The sequence below is a fragment of the Variovorax glacialis genome (assembly GCF_051216375.1).
GTDB lineage: Bacteria > Pseudomonadota > Gammaproteobacteria > Burkholderiales > Burkholderiaceae_C > Variovorax.
Genome location: NZ_JBPJZT010000007.1, coordinates 355,360 through 374,127 on the forward strand (window position 1 = coordinate 355,360; position 18,768 = coordinate 374,127).

At 60.1% G+C, this 18,768-nt stretch carries 8 protein-coding genes; 5 read left to right on the forward strand and 3 right to left on the reverse strand.

What is annotated here, in order from left to right:
* Positions 1-543: 543 nt before the first annotated feature.
* Positions 544-3,612, reverse strand: a complete 3,069-nt coding sequence (locus ACSFBL_RS20675) for a metallophosphoesterase (protein ID WP_435517688.1) — start codon at positions 3,610-3,612, stop codon at positions 544-546.
* Between the two features lie 579 nt (positions 3,613-4,191).
* Positions 4,192-5,613 (reverse strand): SEFIR domain-containing protein, encoded by a 1,422-nt coding sequence (locus ACSFBL_RS20680; RefSeq protein WP_435517756.1) that lies wholly within the window; start codon positions 5,611-5,613, stop codon positions 4,192-4,194.
* A 187-nt stretch (positions 5,614-5,800) separates the two neighbouring features.
* Here ACSFBL_RS20680 and ACSFBL_RS20685 point away from each other — a divergent pair, with 187 nt between their 5' ends.
* From ACSFBL_RS20685 to ACSFBL_RS20695, 3 genes are all read left to right on the forward strand, one after another.
* A complete protein-coding gene (locus ACSFBL_RS20685) occupies positions 5,801-11,851 on the forward strand; it encodes a DUF3320 domain-containing protein (RefSeq protein ID WP_435517689.1) in 6,051 nt (2,016 codons plus the stop codon).
* Positions 11,852-11,883: 32 nt separating this feature from the next.
* Positions 11,884-13,380: a 3'-5' exonuclease gene (locus tag ACSFBL_RS20690; RefSeq protein WP_435517690.1), complete on the forward strand. Its 1,497-nt coding sequence runs from the start codon at positions 11,884-11,886 to the stop codon at positions 13,378-13,380.
* A 247-nt stretch (positions 13,381-13,627) separates the two neighbouring features.
* Positions 13,628-14,263: a hypothetical protein gene (locus tag ACSFBL_RS20695; RefSeq protein WP_435517691.1), complete on the forward strand. Its 636-nt coding sequence runs from the start codon at positions 13,628-13,630 to the stop codon at positions 14,261-14,263.
* Positions 14,264-14,493: 230 nt separating this feature from the next.
* Here the strand turns inward: ACSFBL_RS20695 and ACSFBL_RS20700 are convergent, their stop codons facing one another.
* Positions 14,494-16,695 (reverse strand): phospholipase C/P1 nuclease family protein, encoded by a 2,202-nt coding sequence (locus tag ACSFBL_RS20700; RefSeq protein WP_435517692.1) that lies wholly within the window; start codon positions 16,693-16,695, stop codon positions 14,494-14,496.
* A gap of 376 nt (positions 16,696-17,071) precedes the next feature.
* Between ACSFBL_RS20700 and czcI the strand changes: the two genes are divergently transcribed.
* Both czcI and ACSFBL_RS20710 read left to right on the forward strand, forming a co-directional pair.
* Positions 17,072-17,419, forward strand: a complete 348-nt coding sequence (czcI, locus tag ACSFBL_RS20705) for a cation efflux protein, CzcI family (RefSeq protein WP_435517693.1) — start codon at positions 17,072-17,074, stop codon at positions 17,417-17,419.
* A gap of 83 nt (positions 17,420-17,502) precedes the next feature.
* Positions 17,503-18,768, forward strand: a complete 1,266-nt coding sequence (locus ACSFBL_RS20710; protein WP_435517694.1) for a TolC family protein — start codon at positions 17,503-17,505, stop codon at positions 18,766-18,768.

Sequence of the window (18,768 nt, forward strand, 5' to 3'; positions counted from 1 at the left end):
TCTCGACCACGCCGTCAGATTGGAGCCCACCGCAGTGCCGAGCCGGGCGGTTCGCCGGTCATCAACGTGAGCGCGAGGTTTCGATGCGGCTCCAAGCGGGCGGACGTCCGAGCGCCATCGACGTTGTTGGAAGTCGAAGAGATGGCCTGCATCCTTGGTCGCAGCGTGCGTGCCATCAGAAGCGACGTACGGCATAACCCCGAACGGCTCCCACCTCGCCTGCAGCTTCCTAGAACCAAGTTGCTTCGTTGGCGTCAGGAAGTCGTTACTACTTGGCTTGCAGTCCGAGCAATCGCCGAAACTGCGGGATAAGTTTAGACGCAGTGCCTGTACTCAGCCCGTCAGGAATCGCCATCGGAGCTGGGCTCCCGCGACGAGTGTTCGCGGCGCTTGGCTTCTCCCGCCTGAGGCGTGGTGTCGCCCTCCAATTCCAAGCTCCCATCTGCATCAAGTTCTACCTCAGAAATTGCTCTGCGCGGTCGGCCAGATAGGAAGCTGGCCATTCCAATGAGTTCTTTTAGATTTGACACGCTGTCCTATTCATCACTGCTTCAAGCTCTTCGTTTTTCTAGATTGGTAGCTGACAGAGTCCACCCTCTTTATGTCAAGAATTTCCTGACTTGCCAACCATTGCTTGTCCTCGTGGGTCGTCCTAAACATGTATAGGCGCTGTAGCGCAAGCATTCGAATCATGCTGCCTCCGACTATATCCGCCTTGACCTCTTCATCGAGCTTTCTGATGAAGTCACGAGGGAGAGGTTCGGGAGAATCTAGCCGCACGGCGAGGTCGATGAGGCGCGCTGCCGGCGTTCCGATTGACTTGGCGGCCGCCTGTATGTCCTCGGACAAATCTCTTGAGCTCACTGCGGCGGCCGTTCGGTAGATAAATCCAAAGGCGACGCTCTGCAAAAAGTGGGCAAGGATTCGTCGCGCTAGCTCCTTTCGGCGCTCACCATCCTTGATATGTGCCTTCTTTTCAAGCTGCTCTTCGAGCTCTGCAATGACAAATTCTTGCGAGTTGAGGAGTTCATCGAGAATTGCAGAAGTCCCGCGCAGCGGGCCGCGCATGAGCTGCTTAAGCATCTCCACGCGCGTAGAGCGTCCAATTACCGCGTACTGATTCTTGAGCACTTGTCCGAGAATCTCAACGGTCTTGGCGGTGCTTGCGAGCTGTGCTGAAAGGCTTAGGTCGTCGCTGTCCTCTTCACATTCGGCTAGGCCGTCGGGTGCATCGCCAAGGCGGTCCTTTTCTTCGTTCAAGCGATTTCGATGCTGCTCTGGCGTCTCGCCCGTGTAGACAAGTTTCGGCGCGTCATGAACGAGCGTGGCAATGCGCTTGGTATCGTTGCCATCAAATCTCGATTCTGGAACTCCCGCGAAGGGCAAGTTCAACGCATCGACGATGCATGACAGAAAGAATTTGTCTGAATAGGCGTGGTGGGCGAGGAAGAGCAGGGTGTTGGCATTCTCCCGCGCATAGAGATGTTTGCAGCATCGTTTGACGTATGCTTGGACCTCGAGGTCGTCCATCCGCTTCGAGAGATACCGACCCTTCAAGTAATAGTAGATGTAGTGGTAGCGAAATCGAAAGTAGTCGCCACTCTGTACGAGGACACGGGCGCGCAGCAGGTCTTCTAGACGAGCCTCAAAAGCTACTGAGTGTTGGTCTCGCTCGAAATTGCGATTGAACTCGCGCAAGCTTGACTTCTCAAGTTCTTTCGCCCCGGTGCCGTGGAAATGCCAAGCCAGATGTGAGCAGTACTCGATGATGGATTCCCAGCGCTGCGGCTGAACACCCGCCTTCCGAAGACTTTCATTGAGAAGGAATCCGTAGTATTGCCCTAGTGCGCTCTCCTGAAAGCTACCGGCGACGCCGGTATCGACGCCTTGCAGAAGGGTCAGTAGGTAGAGAGGAAGTGCGGGAATGATGTTGCGGACCATCACCGTGTTGAACAGTCGCTCTGAGGCGGCGCACTTCGAAGAGAAATCGCTTTCGCTCATGGTCCCGTCGCGACCTGTGAGCTGAAACCATCTTGTCGCTAGTTCAGCACGACGGCCGTAACCGAACGGAAGAAGGCGGAACCGGCGAAAGTCCTTCAGAAAGTCGCCCTCTGGCATCGTGAATAGGTCGCCTAGACTGAAGAGGGGGCTCACCGTCATGACGACCTGACCGAAGCGTCGCGACATAAAACCGATGATTCGTGAACGATGCGCGACCGCCTTCATTGGACTGTCGTCAAAATCGTCTAGGAGGAGTAGCCGCCGCTCCTTCGATGTCTGTTGGAACCGCAGGAATGCTTCAGCCCCATACTGCTCTTCGACTGCCCGTCGTACAGCGACGTCGAGGTCCTTGTCGGAAGAATTCCTAAGGTCGCTTCCCCTAAGATAAAGGGGAACCAACCCTGAATCGTGGTGCGTTTCATACAGTCGGAACAACAGGCTCGTGGCGCCCACTTTCTCCTCGCCCTCGAGAAGGACGCCGCGGTTCAACCACTCCTTGTCTCTCAAGACTGAAGCGCGCAGCAGTTCCCTAGACTGTTCCTCGTCCTGGCTCTGCATGTCTGGATAGACATAAATGTCTTCGAGCGTGACTTCCTCGCCGACTGTGGACTGGAAGGTACCGCCCGGGTCTCGAAGTAGCTGCAGGAAACCCGCGTTGATTGCAAAGGCGCTTCGTTGCTTCGCGGGAAGGTTCCTGTAGTCTTGCCAAGAGCCCTCGTCGGAAGGCGCGTACATGCCGGCTTGCCAAGCAAATTTCGTTGCCCGGTAAGTTTGGTCTTCCAAGTTCAGTTCGATGAGCCCAAACGCAGAATCGCTGAGGTCGCTTTCGCCCTGCAAAACCCACCCCTCGACGTATGCACTGCTGCCGCTCTCCGCATCGGTGTTCTCTCCGAAGACACCGACGTGCTCGTGGCCCGTCATCACGATGTTCGACAGTCCGCGAAGGAACTGCCGGAATGGCCGGTAGGTGGCTTGGCCGAACCAGTTCATGGGCTGGTGGAGAACGGCGATTCTGATGTCCGGTTGCTCTTTCGCCTTTGCTTCGTATCGCTGATGCGGGAAGGTCAGCGTGCCTTGCTCTTCGCGCAGCTGCGAGGCCCAAGAAACGTTGAGCGCGTCGAAGGTTAGCGCCTTGCCCTCTAACTCAAATTCGTAAGACTTCCATAGGGAGTCGCCGCGCTGGAAAGGAACCCCCTCCGTGAGCAATTCTTCGAAAGCAAAGTAGCTTTCCTGAATTTCGACGCAGGTCGCGATGACCGAGTTGTCTACCGCAACCGCACCCTTCGCCTGGACGCCGCTGAGCACCATTTGCCTTGTTGTCGTGTCCTTAGAAAAGTCGCAATCGTGATTTCCGGGGCAGGGAATGAAGTGAACAGGAATCTCACGTTCCAGTTGAATTTCCTTGCGCAGCCTTTCCAAGAAAGTAGAGGCGACCGCGTACTGGTCCGCTCGTCCGCTAAATGCGATGTCGCCAGATACGACAATAAGGACGGCGCTGGCCTCGGGGAGCGCGTGATAGGTAGCTCTGGCGATTTCGGAAGCCCGTTTGAGGATAGGGTCACGCTCCGATTTGATGTGGATGTCGCTCAGGTGCAGTACGAGTGCTGTCATTCTTTGGTTCTAGTTCTTTGCGGCGATTGTCGCCCGACGTCATCTCACTTGGCGTTGCCGTCGCTTACCGATGCGAGGTGGCATTCTTACCGGGGTTTAGCTGTTGAGACGGGGGCACCTTTGCCGGTACTCCCCAAAATTGTGCAGTAGTAGCGCCTTGTCTTCATGTGGCTGGCCGGGGACTGGGGGGGTCCCAGGCGTCACCGACACATGAGGCATCGCCTTGCGTTGGCGGTCGACCTGGCGGAAAGCGCTGCGCCGGCTAGTCCGCGAGCCCCTTTCACAGTTCGGCTTGTGGATGGCTTCCGCCAGGAAGATGCACCACTGCCCGGCCGCCAAGCGCCACGGTGCATAGCTTTGGCATCGACGATTTCAGAGCGAGCGTTGCACGTTCTTCGTGCCCAGTCGACCTTGGCAAGAGAGTCGAGGAGGAAAGGAAGACCATCTCGCCGACGACACGGCGTACCGTATTCGGGTCGCTTCGAGACGACGCCAAGGCTGGAAGTCAAAGACGAGCTGGCGAGCCAAGTCTTCAAAGCGCTTGAGCTCGAGGTCTTCGAAGTACAGTGAGCCTGAACTTCACCTGACAAGTTCTTTGGCATTGATAGCTTCGAGAAAATTGAACTCGCTGAAGGTTCCTCGGCTAAGACGAGCGAATCCGTCCAGTCTCCTATTGGCAACCTCCAGCCTAGCATCCAGGTCAGCTCCAGTACTGATGCCGATGGCGGTGCGAACGCCATTTCGAACCTCCTCGTCAGCTGCGCGCATAAAGAGCGGGAACTTGTTCCCGTAAGTGCAATAGACATTGGTTCTCGCAGACCAAATGCGTGGCCAGGTCCCCGTTGGTTCAGAGCCGAGGCGCGCAATGCTTTCGAGCATGAGAAGGACTTCGGCCTCCATCAGCTCAGGAAAAGTCACTTTGTCGGGTGAAGAGCGCTCCTTGAGCAAGTCTGCGCTTACCGAGACGCGGTTTAGCTTTAGCTGTTGATTTCGGTGCTCGTCGAGCGACAACAGATTCGCGTCGAACGCCGTATAGTTGGTAGCCTTAGCTTCGTTCTGACTGCCCTGAATGACATACGTGGCGCCGAGAAGCCGGCGTAGGGACTTCCAGCGCCCGTGTCGAATGAGAGCGGCTGTCTGAACTAAGAACACTTCAAGCGCGAAGTACGAGTAGAAGTCGGACCATCCTGGGTAGTAGCTTCCTTGAGAGGCGGGCGGCCCGAAATGCGCGCCGAGTCCCTCCATCATTCTGATGAAGGGACTCAACGAGTTCGTGTCGTCGCCTGAGAAGGCCGCCACCGCTTCGACGTATTCCGCAATCTGGTCTCGAAGGCCCTTCGTTGCAGCGATGGCTTGGTACACGCCTTCGTGGTAATCGTTGCCCGTCGGCGTGACATACAGCTTGTCAAGTTCTGTCAGTAGGCCCTTGACGAACAGCGCCTCTAGGCCCTGGCGGTTCGGCTTTCCATCTTGAATGGAACGCATCGCCGCGGCAAGTTCTTTGACGTGACTTGCTCCGCCGTCGCTCACAAACGCCGGAGCGCCGCCGAGCTTCGGTTTTTGATGGAAAGGCTGTTCGTAGACTAGCCTTAACAGGTGGTCGAGCCCTTCGCCATATCTCTCCTCCGACGACACGTCGATGTAGATGAGCCCTTTCATGAAAACCGGCAAACACGGCTGGCCCTCGTCGTCGAACTCACGCACGACGGGAATGAATTTCGTCTGCAACACCTTACCGTACAGTTCCTGTGAAATGATTTGCGATTCCGTTCCGACGCCACCTGCACGCGCGTTTGCCTTCTCTTGGTATTTGCGGTCACAGACAACCAGAACCTTTGTGACTGAAGCGTCAACGACCATCGACTCCATGAACACGTATTTGTCCTGACCCGGCCTAAGGTCCCACTTGTCGAGCACAGCGTCGACACCGTGATTTCTCAACGAAGTAGCAAAGTCGAGGATGAATTGCTCGTGCTCGGTGTTTGTCCAGCTGTAGGAAATGAAGACCTCAAGACCGGCGCCTTCGAGTCGGTCAGAGCCTTGTTCTCTTCATAGCAGCCAAGCCTCGTTTTTGCCGCGGGATTTCATCACGCAATCAGTGGAAATCCGCTGGGTAAGACAAGAGAACGAGGCACAAATCATCGCGACCCCGCAAAATCGCCTCCTTCCAAGAAGAAACACGAAGCGAATGGACGTCCAAGAAAACGAAGAAGCACTGGCAATCGGCCTCGGGGCGGCGTCAGAGCCGTCCGCCACCCTCCATGTTGTGCTCATCGAGGTTGAGGCCGACGCAACGCTCGGCTACGCCTCCATCCAGAACTCCGTCCCAGTCATTCGTTCGCTGCGGCTGACCAACACCGGCGCAGAGCCGCTGGAGGCCGTCGAGGTCTTGGTGAGTTGCAACCCACGCTTCGCGGAGGGCGTCAAGCTGCGTTTCGACCGGCTGAGTCCTAGCGAATCGCGCCGCATTTCTCCGCTCGACTTGCGGCCGGACCACTCGTACCTTGCTGACCTCCAGGAAGCAGTGACGGCGTCGATTACGGTCACTGTGCAGTCCGGCACCACGGAGCTCGCCCGCGCGGGTCACCCAATGCAGGTGCTTGCGTACGACCAGTGGGCTGGGACCCGTGCGCTTCCAGAGCTCTTGGCTGCGTTTTGTATGCCCAACAACCCGGCCATCGACGTGCTGGTGGGCAAGGCAGCCGGCCTCTTGCGGACCGCGCACAACGAACTCTCGATGAACGGCTATCAGTCCAAAAGCCGCGACGTCGTCTGGAAGCAGATATCCGCTCTCTACAGCACGATTGCGGCAGGAGGGCTGCACTACGCCGAACCTCCCGCGTCGTTCGGAACCGACGGGCAGAAGATTCGTACGCCTGACCGCATCTTGGACGCCGGGGTGGCGACCTGCCTCGACTTGGCGATGCTTTTCGCTTCCTGCTTCGAGCAGGCTGGATTGCGTGCAGTGGTTCTCTTCAAGGGAGGCCACGCGTGGGTAGGGGTATGGCTTCACCAAACGAGTTTTCCGGAGCCCCTAACCGACGACGTCCAATCGGTACGAAAGCGGGTTGATAGCGGTGAGCTGCTTGTGTTCGAAACCACCGGCGTGGCTATGCACCAGAGTCATCGCCCAACGCTTCGAGTTGCGATGGAGCGGGGCAACGAACACCTCCTGGACGAGGAGGCCTTTCGTTACGCGGTAGATATCCACCGTGCTCGTGAAGTCCAGATTCGGCCGCTTCCCTCGAGGGCCGTGCCACTAAAGGGCGGTGACAATGGCCAAGCAGAGGAGCCCACAGGCATTGAGCCGACTCCGCACATGCCGGACTTAGACGTCGCGGCACTGACGCCGTTGGACCTGCCTTATGCCGACACGCCTGAGGGCAGGTTGTCGAAGTGGAAATCGCGCCTGCTAGACCTGACGCTTCGAAACAAGCTTCTGAACTTCAAGGCTACAAAGACAACGCTGCAGTTCGTCGCCCCCGACCTTGCGCGGCTGGAAGACGTCTTGTCAGATGGAAAGGACTTCAAGGTGCGGCCACTACCATCCATCATGGAAGGGGCGGACCCGCGAATGGCGCAGGTCCACGCCGGTCGTAGCGGCCGCACGCCACTCGATGACATGGCGCTCGAGGCTCTGCAGAACCGCGACCTTTTGGCCAAGGTCGGCCAGGATGAACTGGATGGTCGACTCCTTGCCATCCACACCGCGGCTCGGACAGGCCTCGAGGAAGGGGGCGCCAATACCCTCTACTTGACCATAGGCCTTCTGCAGTGGACCGAGGACGAGAAATCTGAGCGCAAGAATCTCGCCCCTATTCTGTTGATACCGGTCACGCTTCAGCGTCAGTCTGTGCGCTCCGGATTCAGGCTCGCGAGGCACGACGACGAAGCCATAGTCAACCCAACACTTCTCCAGTTCCTGAAAGCGAATTTCGAACTTCGAATTTCAGGGCTCGAAGTGCTACCCACAGACGAAAAGGGCGTCGACGTGGCCCGGGTGTTGCAGGCTTTCCGCCTGGCGGTCGCGGAAATCAAGAAATGGGAAGTGCGCGAGGAAGCCCATCTCGGCCTCTTCTCGTTTACCAAGTATTTGATGTGGAAGGACCTGCAGGACCGCACGGACCAACTCAGGGCCAACCGCGTGGTGCGCCACCTCATTGACAACCCGGGGCAGCCATTTGAGCGCGATGGCGAAAACGGAGAATTCGAGCGGCTTGACCAAACCCATAAGCCGCAGGACATCCTTGCGCCGCTGCTGTCCGACTCGTCTCAACTGAAGGCCATTTGTGCGGTCGACACGGGCCGCGACCTGGTGCTGGAAGGGCCGCCTGGAACTGGCAAGAGCCAGACCATCACCAACATCATTGCGCACAGCCTCGGCAAGGGAAAAACCGTTCTTTTCGTATCCGAGAAGATGGCAGCTCTCTCGGTGGTTCACCGGAGGCTCACAGCCATCGGGCTCGGGCCGTTCTGCCTTGAGCTCCATTCATCGAAGTCGAAGAAGTCCGAAGTGCTGCAGCAGTTGGGAAGCGCCCTGGACATAGCGGGCCAGCGGACCACCGACGATTGGTCACGAGAAGCCGAGCGCCTCGCGCAGCTGCGCCAAGACCTCAACGGCCTCGTCGATTCCCTGCACCAAAGCTATCCCAACGGCCTCACGGTGTTTGACGCCGTCGGTACCTGTATCGGCAGGGCTGGAAAAGAGCCATCTTCGATGCCTTGGGTCGATGCGATGACCCATACGCGGGAGGAGCTCGACAAGCTTCGAGAGAGTTCGCGCCGCATGGCCGCGCTCGCCGGTTCAATTGGCGAGCTAAACGGACACCCGCTCAGCCTCATCGGCATGGCGGACTGGAGGCCTACGTGGGGGGATGAACTTCTGGTTGCCTGCCAGGACATGGCGCGCGTGACGACGGTCATGCATTCGAAGGCGCAGGTCCTTGGGGCAATTCTCGGGCAAACGCTCACCGGGTTGAGCATGGACGGCTACGCGGACCTTGATGTGCTCGTCGATACGCTGCTCGCGGCGCCCAAAGTCCCGGCGAATCTCGCGCGGCAAGCCCATGACCCATCAACACGCGCGCGTGTCCAGATGCTGGTCAAGCATGGCACGGCACGAGACCAACATTGGGCACACGTTGGCGCCGGTTGGGTGCCACAGCTGGCCAAGCTCAACGGAATCGAGTTGCTCGCGAGCTGGTCTCAGGCAAATGCATCGTGGTGGCTGAAGGCATTGACGGGCCGGCGCGCCATCACGGCGAAGCTGGCCGGGTTCCGGGAAGACAAGAAGCGGCCCCATCCGTCACTTGTCGACGCGATGTTGCAGCCGCTCGTCGAGGTCAACGAGGAGGACCAGGTCCTGCGGTCGATGCACGAGGAGGCTCAGACCCTGCTTGAAGGCGCCTACGATGGAATCAGGACGGACTGGAGCGCTCTGGCGTCTCACCAGGAATGGGCCAAGCAGTTCGCCAATGCGGTGGCTAGGGTTGCCGGGGGAGACGAGCAACGTGGGCAAGCCCTGCGCAGCGCCTTGCAGCCACTCGTCGCCGTGAACCGGGATGCGCTTGAGCCCAGCGGCAAGGTCGGACAGGCGCTCCTAGAGTTCCGAGGCGCGCTGCGCGACATGCGCCAGAAGCTCGACACGCTGAACGGCGCGACAAAGCCGGTGGCGCCTCTTGCTGGCCCCACCAATGCGGATGGCGCTCTCGAACGAATTCAGGGCGTAGTCGCAGGTTGGCAGTCGTCGAAACGACTGTTGCAAGCATGGTGCCTCTGGCGCAAAGCGCGTGACCACGCAATCGCACAGGGGCTCCAAGGCCTAGTATCCGACCTCGAGCGCGGCATCCTTGGCCTGAGCGAGGTCGAAGGCCATTTTGAATTCAGCTACCGAAGCTGGTGGTTGAAGAAGGCTATCGACGTCGACCCGATTCTTCGTGACTTTGCAAGCGCCGACCACGAACGCAAGATTCGCGAGTTCCGCGTCGCCGACACCAACTTTCAGAAGCTCACGGAGCGGTACCTTGCCGCGACCTTGGCGGGAAAAATCCCCTCTGCTGCAGGTGTCGAGGCAAAGGCTAACCCTGAGATGGGTCGCCTCCTGCGTGAGCGTCAGAAACAACGCGCCCACATGCCTGTGCGCCAGCTCGTGCAGGCGATGCCGACCCTTCTGCCGAAGCTGAAGCCCTGCCTTTTGATGTCGCCGCTCTCGGTCTCGCAGTACCTGGACGCGGGGTTCTCACAGTTTGACCTGGTCATCTTCGACGAAGCGTCCCAGATTCCAGTGTGGGACGCGGTGGGAGTGATTGCTCGCGGCAAGCAAGTTGTGGTCGTCGGCGACCCCAAGCAGTTGCCCCCGACCAACTTCTTCAACAAGTCATCCGACAGCGAGGAGGTCGGCTCTGGCGACGACGAACGGGTCGAGGACCTTGAGAGCATTCTCGATGAGTGCCTCGGCGCCGGCATGAACAAGCTCAGCCTCAAGTGGCACTACCGCAGCCGCCACGAAAGCCTCATCACGTTCAGCAACCATCGCTACTACGACGATTCCCTGGTGACCTTCCCGTCTCCGGTGACCGACGACGTGGCCGTCAAGTTTCAACGCGTCGCAGGTGTCTACGACCGCGGCGGCAGTAGGACAAACCGCGCAGAAGCGGAAGCCATCGTTGCTGGCATCGAAGAGCACTTCCTGAATCCGACGAAGCGCGACCTGACATTGGGCGTCGTGACGTTCAATCAGACGCAGCAATCGCTCATCGACACCTTGCTGGACGCGCGCCGACGCGCAAATCCTGACCTTGACCGCGCCATTGCAGCGCAGACCCGCGAGAAGCTGTTCGTCAAGAACCTGGAGAATGTTCAGGGCGACGAGCGCGACGTCATCTTCTTTTCCATCACCTACGGTCCCGACGCTGCCGGTAAAACGACGATGAACTTCGGGCCGCTCAACGGCGAAGGCGGTCATCGTCGACTGAACGTCGCCATCTCGCGAGCGCGAGAGGGCGTAGTCGTCTACAGCACGCTCATGCCGGAGCAGATTGACCTCGCGCGGGTGCGTGCCGCCGGCGTGCGCGACCTCAAGCACTATCTCGAGTTTGCCATCCGCGGCGCTCGAGCTCTTGTCGAGCAGAGTTCTCCGACCGGCATGGAACCCGAGAGCCCGTTCGAAGTCGCAGTCGTGAAGGTCTTACGCGACATGGGCTGGACCGTGCATCCTCAGGTAGGCTGCTCAGGCTATCGCATCGACCTCGCCGTCGTGGACCCGCGCGCCCCGGGCCGCTACCTGGTCGGAATCGAGTGCGACGGCCGAACATATCACTCAGGGGCCACCGCGCGTGACCGTGACCGCTTGCGACAGCTGATTCTCGAAGGTCTCGGCTGGCGGATTCATCGCATCTGGTCTACGGACTGGTGGGTGAACTCAGAGGGGGAGGTTCAGAAGCTCTCGGCTTTGCTTCAGTCGCTGGTTGACGAAGAGGCTGAAGACGACGACGGGACTAGTCCCGCTGACCATGCTTCAACGTCGGAGGCGTCGCCTGATTCGGACCGACCGGACTCTGGGCGGGAAGTCGGCAGCCCAGTAGCCGTGCCTGAGGCGGCGCTGGTTGCAACTCAGGCGGCCACTGATAGCCCTCAAGCGGGCGGCCTTCAGGTTTACGTGCCGGCGACTGTCGCTGCCGGTGACCCGCTGGCATTTTATGAGCCGCACTCAAGTCGACGGCTCTCGGACCAGCTTCAGCTCGTAGTCGACGCAGAGGGGCCGATTCCGGCGTCGGCGCTCTTCAAGCGTGTCGCGCGAGCGTGGGGTCTCGAACGTACGGGGGCCAGGATTGTCGAGCGGCTCAGGTCACTCGTCCCGTCCGCCCTGCCGCGGACGACGGAGCCCCATGAGACCTTCTATTGGCCGGCCAACGCCGAGCCGAAAGGCTGGAACGCGTTCCGCATCGCCGACGCGACCGAAGGGTCCAAGCGGCACGTTGCCGAAGTCTGCATCGAGGAGGTGGCGGCCTTGGTGTTGCACGTCGTTCGCGAAGCGGGCTCTCCACCTCGGTCCGACGCTGCAAGAGCAGTGTGTCGCCTGGTCGGTATGGCTCGGACGCCAGCAGACGCCGAGCGCCGCGTAATGGATGCTGTAAGCGCACTCGTCGCGGCAAACCTCGTGAGCGAGGCTTCGGGAGCGCTCCGCTTGTATGAGCACGACCCGTTTCGATTCGGTACCGCCGTTGGCGGCGGCCGGTAAGGTGCTGCGAAACGCTTAACGATTGGAAAAACATGGGCATCCTGAGCCGACTGTTTAAGTTTTTTGATGCACCCGCGGAGCAGGGCCGGCGCTCCACATCCGTGGATGTGCTGAACGAGGTGAACACGCCCGCGCCTGTCCCAACCGCGCAGGTGGTTTCCCCGCCGGAACTTGGCGTAACCATGACTGTCACGCTGCAGGGGATGCCGGACCTCCCGGACGTCGAAGTGACTGAGGCAGACGTTTCGAACGCGTTGGCAACGTGCCGTTTTGTACTGGACCGGCGCATCGGTCCTTTGAGAGCGTCAGAGCAGTGGTGGAACGAGGAAGCGCACAACAGGCGAGTGAAGGCCGGTTCCCCCAAGGCTACCCTGTGGTTGGAACCGTTCGTGCCCGTCAACATCATCCAAGGGCTGCCGCTCGCCAGCGCCACGAACCCTCGCGGACCGTTAGCAGCCGGATTGGTGGTGAAGGAGCTCAGGGCAGCTGTCCGCGAACGGCGTAAGGCAAAGCAGCCTTTCGAGGACCTATTGCGCGCACTGCATGCTGCCTGCGTGCTCGAAGCCTTCATCCGAGAGATGCCTTTCGAGTTCGTCTACGCCAATCAACTCTCCTGCCACTTGACCGGGGAAGACTGGCGTGCCGTTCCTCTGGACTATCAGGAGTTTGGGTATGCGCACATTCCACCACTCGCGAAAACGGATATCAAGTGGCTCGTTGACGCATTTGGGGAACCGCGCGGTCATCGTTCCCCGGCCGAGGCCTTGGCCACTATTCGGGAAACGGCCATCTCTCGGTACTGTTGGAGCGAGTTGACCCGCGAGAACGAATCGTTCCGCGCCGGCACTCCAAGGTCGATGGAGGCGTGGCTTCGACAGCGCCTTGCCGGCACGGTGCGGATAAGGAAGGAAAACGAGGCCCTCATGGCGCGTCGCTTGGCGCGCAAGGAGCGCGATGAGCGCATGCTTCAAGACCTGCCGAGAGCGTGGGCCGCTACGGAGGGCACGTTCGTAATTGCTGACCTCGAAACCACCGGGTGGAGTGCGGAGAACGACGACATTTTGGAGTTCGGTGCTGTGCGAGTAAGTCCCGAGGGTCAGGTGCTTTCTGAGTTCTCTGCGCTCGTGAACGTCGGGCACGACTTGCCGCCATTTATCAGCAGGCTCACAGGCATTACGGATGACGAGGTTCGCCGCACAGGACGACCGTTGCATGAAGCGTTCAAGGCGTTCACGGATTTTGCACAGATGCACCCCGTGTTTTTTCACAACTCCCACTTCGACGAAGGGTTCCTTGGTAAGGCGGCGAAGCGGGTCGGCCACAAGCTCGCCGGGCCGGTATTCGACACCCTCATGCTCGCGCGGGCCGCTTGGCCCGACGTTGAGTCCTTGAAGCTGAAGGACTTGGCTGAGAAGTTGGGTACGCAACCCCCGACCCATCGCGCCGTCGGGGACGCGAAAGCAGCACTAGAAGTCCTGCTGGCCGCGAGGGAACAAGCGCATTCCCCAGCGCAGGCACCGTCTACCTGACGCGAGGAGCTGGGCCGCCCACCCCCTGGGCCAACGACGTCGAATACGCAGCGACATTCTTGGGCGAGCAGTGGGTTCAGGCCGGTCTGCAAGTCCTGCTATACATCGCGACGGACGGAAAGCGGCCAAGAGGGGCGGGCGGCCTCGCTGCCGAATGGCACCGGAAAGACGACATTCGCGGCGCGCGCACCAGTGCATCTCGTATGGCGCGTTAGACTGCCCCTGAGGTGGAACTCTGGAGGCTGGAATGCAGGATGCGTATCTCGGGTACGTCGAAAAGGACGAGGGGCTGTGGCAGGTCGTGGAACCGATTCTTCCTCGGCTGACGACCTTGTCTGCGGAGCAGGTGGAGACGCTCGTGTTCTACCTCAAGTCACTGCATGGCTACTACCCCAGCAGCGCCAACGAATTGCAGCATCGAGAGTCCTTTGACACGAGACTCGACGCTACTCGAAACAGCTCGACGCAGGACGACCTTCAAAGCAAGGCGCGCTGGCGGTTGCGACTAGGTGTTCTGATGTGTGTCGTGGCCGGTTTCCTCTGCCTACCGGGCGTACTTGCCTTGTTTGCAGGGGAGTGGAAAACGGTCGCCGTTTGGGGGCTGCCGGCTTTAGCCCTTGTCTTCCTGGCTGACTATGTCGGGTTTCTCCCCGCAATCAATACGTTCAAACAACAAGACCGCCGCCACTTCCTTGAAAGTCTTCGCGCAGCGCGGGCGTGCAACGAGTTGGACTGGTCCGGTCTCTTCACCTACAACGGCGTGACGAAGTCGGGGCCGCAAAATAATGAGGCAATCCGCCTTCGCATCGCCGAGCTGACGCAGCAGCTTCGCGCAGCGCTCTACAACGATGAGTACATGGACTACTCGAGGCCGCGCGGCTGAGCTCGTCAAGATTCAACGGTCTTTCCCCATCTGCGGCGGCGCGGTGCTCGCTGCGAAGTGGGGAATGGCAGTCCGTGAGTAGGGCGCAGTTGACGGCACGGTTCGCTCGGGAAGTTTTTTGAATTGAGCGCCCGCATTGGACCGCAGCGTACGCGACGCACCCCCGGCGACCCCGCCAGCCGCAAGTCGGCACGTCGCGCTCAATCGCTCGGCCACGATGGCTCACGAGGTCACATGTCCTTCAGCCAGTTCGATTCGGCGAACTTGGGGTTGTCGTACAGTTTTTTGAGGGCCTTCTTGTCGATGGGCGCCTTCAGGGTCGTCTTGGAGAACGTGCTGGCTTTGTCGCCACCGCCTTCCGTCCAGGCTGATTGCCAGATTTGAGCTAGCGTGACGGCGCCATCCGCCATTCGCTTTAGCGTGCGCGTGCCCAGGTCATCCCACATCGCTTTTGCTTGGCCGGGCCCACGATGTGCTTCATAGGAAGCGAGGACGTCCTCGGGCGGCAGTGCCTTGATGGTTCGGCGCATGAGTTGGACGACACAGTCTGCTGCGTTGGCGCCTCCCGTGAAGAGAGGTGGAGCGGCTGTCGCATCGACCAGCTCCTTCACTTCCGAGACTACGATAGGAGCCTCCTGGGTGACCATGTCGTCTTCGTAGACCGCATGAACATCGTCATCGCTCTTGTCTCCTGGCTCTCCATGGTGGAGATACGAGACGTGTAGAGTTTGGCAGGCGTCGCCAACATAGTGCGCAAGCACGCCAGCGGCACAAACGTACTCGTCGATTTTCTTCCTCCGTACGGCCTCGACCATGACGTCATAGATTTGAGCCACCCGGAAGGGCAAGGCGCCTCGATGAGCCGGCACCATCTTTGGGTCGATGCTGCTGTAGAAGTCGTTCCACACCTGCGGTGTGCGCGACCCCTTGTCATGCTGCCATAGGTCCATCAGCGTCTTACCCGAGAACTCACCAACTCCTTCCTGGTCCATGTCGGCAAAGTGATTTGCCTTGTCCTTGCCGCGGGTCGTTCTCCACACGAGGTCAGGGACGTCAGCAAGTCCGATGAAGGAGGTCTTGTTTGCCGCGCTCGGAAGCTTCTGGGCGAGGATGTCAGCGTCCGAGACCGAGATGGACGTAGCGTTGGCTTGAAAAAGAAGCTTGGCGTTGGCGGACTGAAGCGCGAAGCATGCCGCGAAGCCAATTTTGTAGTGCCCCACCTTTGCCCAGTAGCGGCCTTCGCCTACTCCCCAATCGCGCACGAAGTCCACTTTAAGAGCCTTGCAGATGGCACTCAGGCTCGTTGCTAGGGCGAACTCTGTGGACTGCGCAGCGCCGCTGAAGAAGCCCTGGCCGCCCCACTGGACGGCGAGCGGCTTGTACTGTTCCGCCGGTGGACGCTTGCCCTTTTCCGACACCTTGGCCTTCTCGTCGGCTTCGTGGTCCCAGAACCAGAGCACTCCGGAGTCCCCCGGACGCGTCTCGACGCGGTCGCCTTGTTTGCGGGGACCGATGAGGAGCTCGCTGAGCGTATCGACGCCTCCGATTGTTGCGTGTCTGTAGAAGAGGCCCTGGACCTCGCCCTCGACGCGTATACCGCCTGGAAGCTCGGCGAACACAGGGCAACCGATGAGATTGAGGTTGAGCGTGTCGGCACTCAGGTCGATGGGGGCGCCCATGACCCCCACGCCCATGGCGCGCGCCGTCCAGTTGTTGACGTTCTCGATTCGTACCAATCCAGCGTCTAGTTTTAGGTACGCGGCTCTGCCGGCGAACCCGGGATACACATCGGCGAGCGGGAGCGAGTCGACCGAGCGATTCGTCGACGTCCCGACGGTGCGCCGTTGACCACGCGGAATGCAGTAGACCTCGCTATCCGGAGTGCCTGCCACGTGTGCTGTTGTCAGCATGAAGGCGCCTGTGCCGTCTGTGACGAGGGAAGAAGCCACGCCCATTCGTGTGACGCCTTGGCCGTCCGAGAACACCTGGAATCCCGGGCTCAGCAGGCTAGTTGCGTACGACACCGCCTGCTCTGGTGGAAGGTTCGGCTCTCGACGCTCCACAAGAACGACACAGGTCCGAACCTGCCGCCCATCAGGTAGGTAGAGCACGGGCGGAATGGTGCGCTCGGGTTTCTTCGCCAGTACCTCGGGGTCGACCCATTCGGAGACAAAGACGAGGACGCACGGCCATGACCAAGGTCTTATCCGACTGTTCTCGAGAGTTCTAGCACCTAGCACCTTGCTCGGCGCTTGCCCGTCGAAGGCCGCGTCGTCGAAGTTCTTGTCGCGCATACGGATGCGGTATCTCCCGACCGAGGTGCCCACGACCGTGTCGAGATTCGCAAGGTGCACATGGTAGTGGTCGCGGGCCTCCAATAGGTCCTGGAGGGAAAGGGCGTGAAAGTCTGCCTGCCGTACAAAACGTAGCATGGTCTGTCCCTCCAGCGAAGTTCTTCTTCTCGCGCGTTGAGCGTTGTAACGGCACTCGTATTCAGGGTCAATCACCAATTGGGTTGATGACGCGTCACTGGATAGTGCGTAATGCATCGTCTCGCTTGAGAGGCTGCCATTCACAACTCAGCTGCGCTGCGCACCATCCGCTGACCGAACGTGCGCGTCTGACCCCGCTTGGCTTCTTTGGCGTCTGGCTGCGGGGCGCGTTCGGTCTTCGCGTACTTGGCCGAGGCTTAGCCAGGTCGAGGTTCTTGGTGAAGCGCTGTCACCGTCTGGCGCATTCTCCGAGTGCGACCCGGCCTTTCGGGTGCATCGGACCGATTCAAAGCGCGGTCGATATACTTCGCCCCTCATGCTGCGGTCAATCGTCCTCTTCCTCGCCGTCCTGTTGGCGGTCCAGTTCACCTGGGCCGGCGCTGCGGCGTATTGCCAGCATGAGACCGATGCGTCTGCTGTGCCGCACTTCGGCCACCACGAGCATGTTCACAAGGACGTGGGCAAAAAAAGCACCGACAGCAAGCTTGTGGCCGACCCTGATTGCAACGTTTGCCACGCTTCATGCGCTCACCCCCTGCGCTCGGAGGTGGCCGCGACGTTGGTCGAAAATGTCGACGCGACACCGTTGCCACCAACTGCCGCCCAAGCAAGTTCGCCGCCTCCAAGCTCGCCCTACCGCCCCAAGTGGTCGCGCCTCACCTAGCCGGCGCGACGCAGAAGCAAAAACTACTTTTTCGCTGAACGACGTCTCGCCGAATCCCTGGATTCATTCTTCGGTGAGAGTCAATGCGACGATTTTTTTGGCCGCTTGGGCTGGCGGCGACGCTTTTCAGTCCCTTTGTGTCGCAGGCGCAGCCTGCGTTACCACCTTCGGCGCTTGGTCAGTCGCCAGCTGCCGCAGACGCTAGTTCAGGCTCTCTGACCCTGGACCAGGCCCTCGCGTTCGCGGTGGCTAAAAGTCCATTGTTGGCTGCCTCAGAACGGGAGCTCGAGGCCACCCAGGGCGCAGTGCAGCAGGCCGGTGCGCTCCGCAATCCAGAGCTCAGCGCACTGCTTGAGGACACCAATAAGGAAACGCGGACCACGACCGGTGTGGTCAGCTTTCCGATTGAACTCGGGGGCAAGCGCGCCGCCCGCGTTGCCGCGGCGGAGAGAGGGCAGGATGTCGCCCGTGCCGAGCTCAGCAACGCCAAGGCCCAGCTGAAGAGCACTGTGATTGCGGCGTTCTTCGCCGTCATGGTCGCCCAGGAGCGCGTGCGTCTGGCGTCAGGCTCCGCGGAAATCGCTTTGCAAGGTGCCGACGTGACGGCACGCCGCGTTGCTGCCGGGAAGATTTCCCCTGTGGACGAAACCCGTGCACAGGTCGAGATGGCCAACGCTCAGCTGGAACTCTCGGAGGCCAAAGCCGAGCTCTTCAACGCGCGCCAAACCCTAGCTGCGCAATGGGGCGCCGCGGCGCCTCACTTCACGGAAGCACGCGGCGACTTGGACAACCTGCCGGCTCGCGCCAGTGCGGAGTCGCTCCAAGGAGAACTGCTGCAGTCGCCGTCCCTCCGAACAAGCCGAATGGAGTTGGACCGCCGCCGTGCCTTGGTCGACGTAGAGAACAGCAAGCGCTATTCCGATGTGACATTGAGCGTCGGCGCCAAGCGCGACAACGAACTCGGCCGAACTCAAGCCGTTGTCGGCGTCTCGGTACCACTCCCATTCTTCGACCGCAACCAGGGCAACGTCTACGAGGCGACCAAGCGAGTGGAGAAGGCCGAAGAGGAGTACCAGTACGCCCAAATTCGTTTGGCCAATGAACTCAGCAGCGCCAGCAAGCAGCTCGAAGTCTCTCGCGCGTCCGCACAGACGTTGAAGACGACTGTGCTTCCGGCTGCCCAGCGAGCCCACGACGCCGCGACCAAGGGGTTTGAAGCCGGCAAGTTCGGCTTCCTGGATGTTCTGGACGCACAGCGGAGCCTGCTGCAAGCACGTGTGCGCTATCTCGGCGCGCTGGCTAGTTCCTACCAGGCTGCGACAACCATCGACCGCATCCTCGGTCACTGA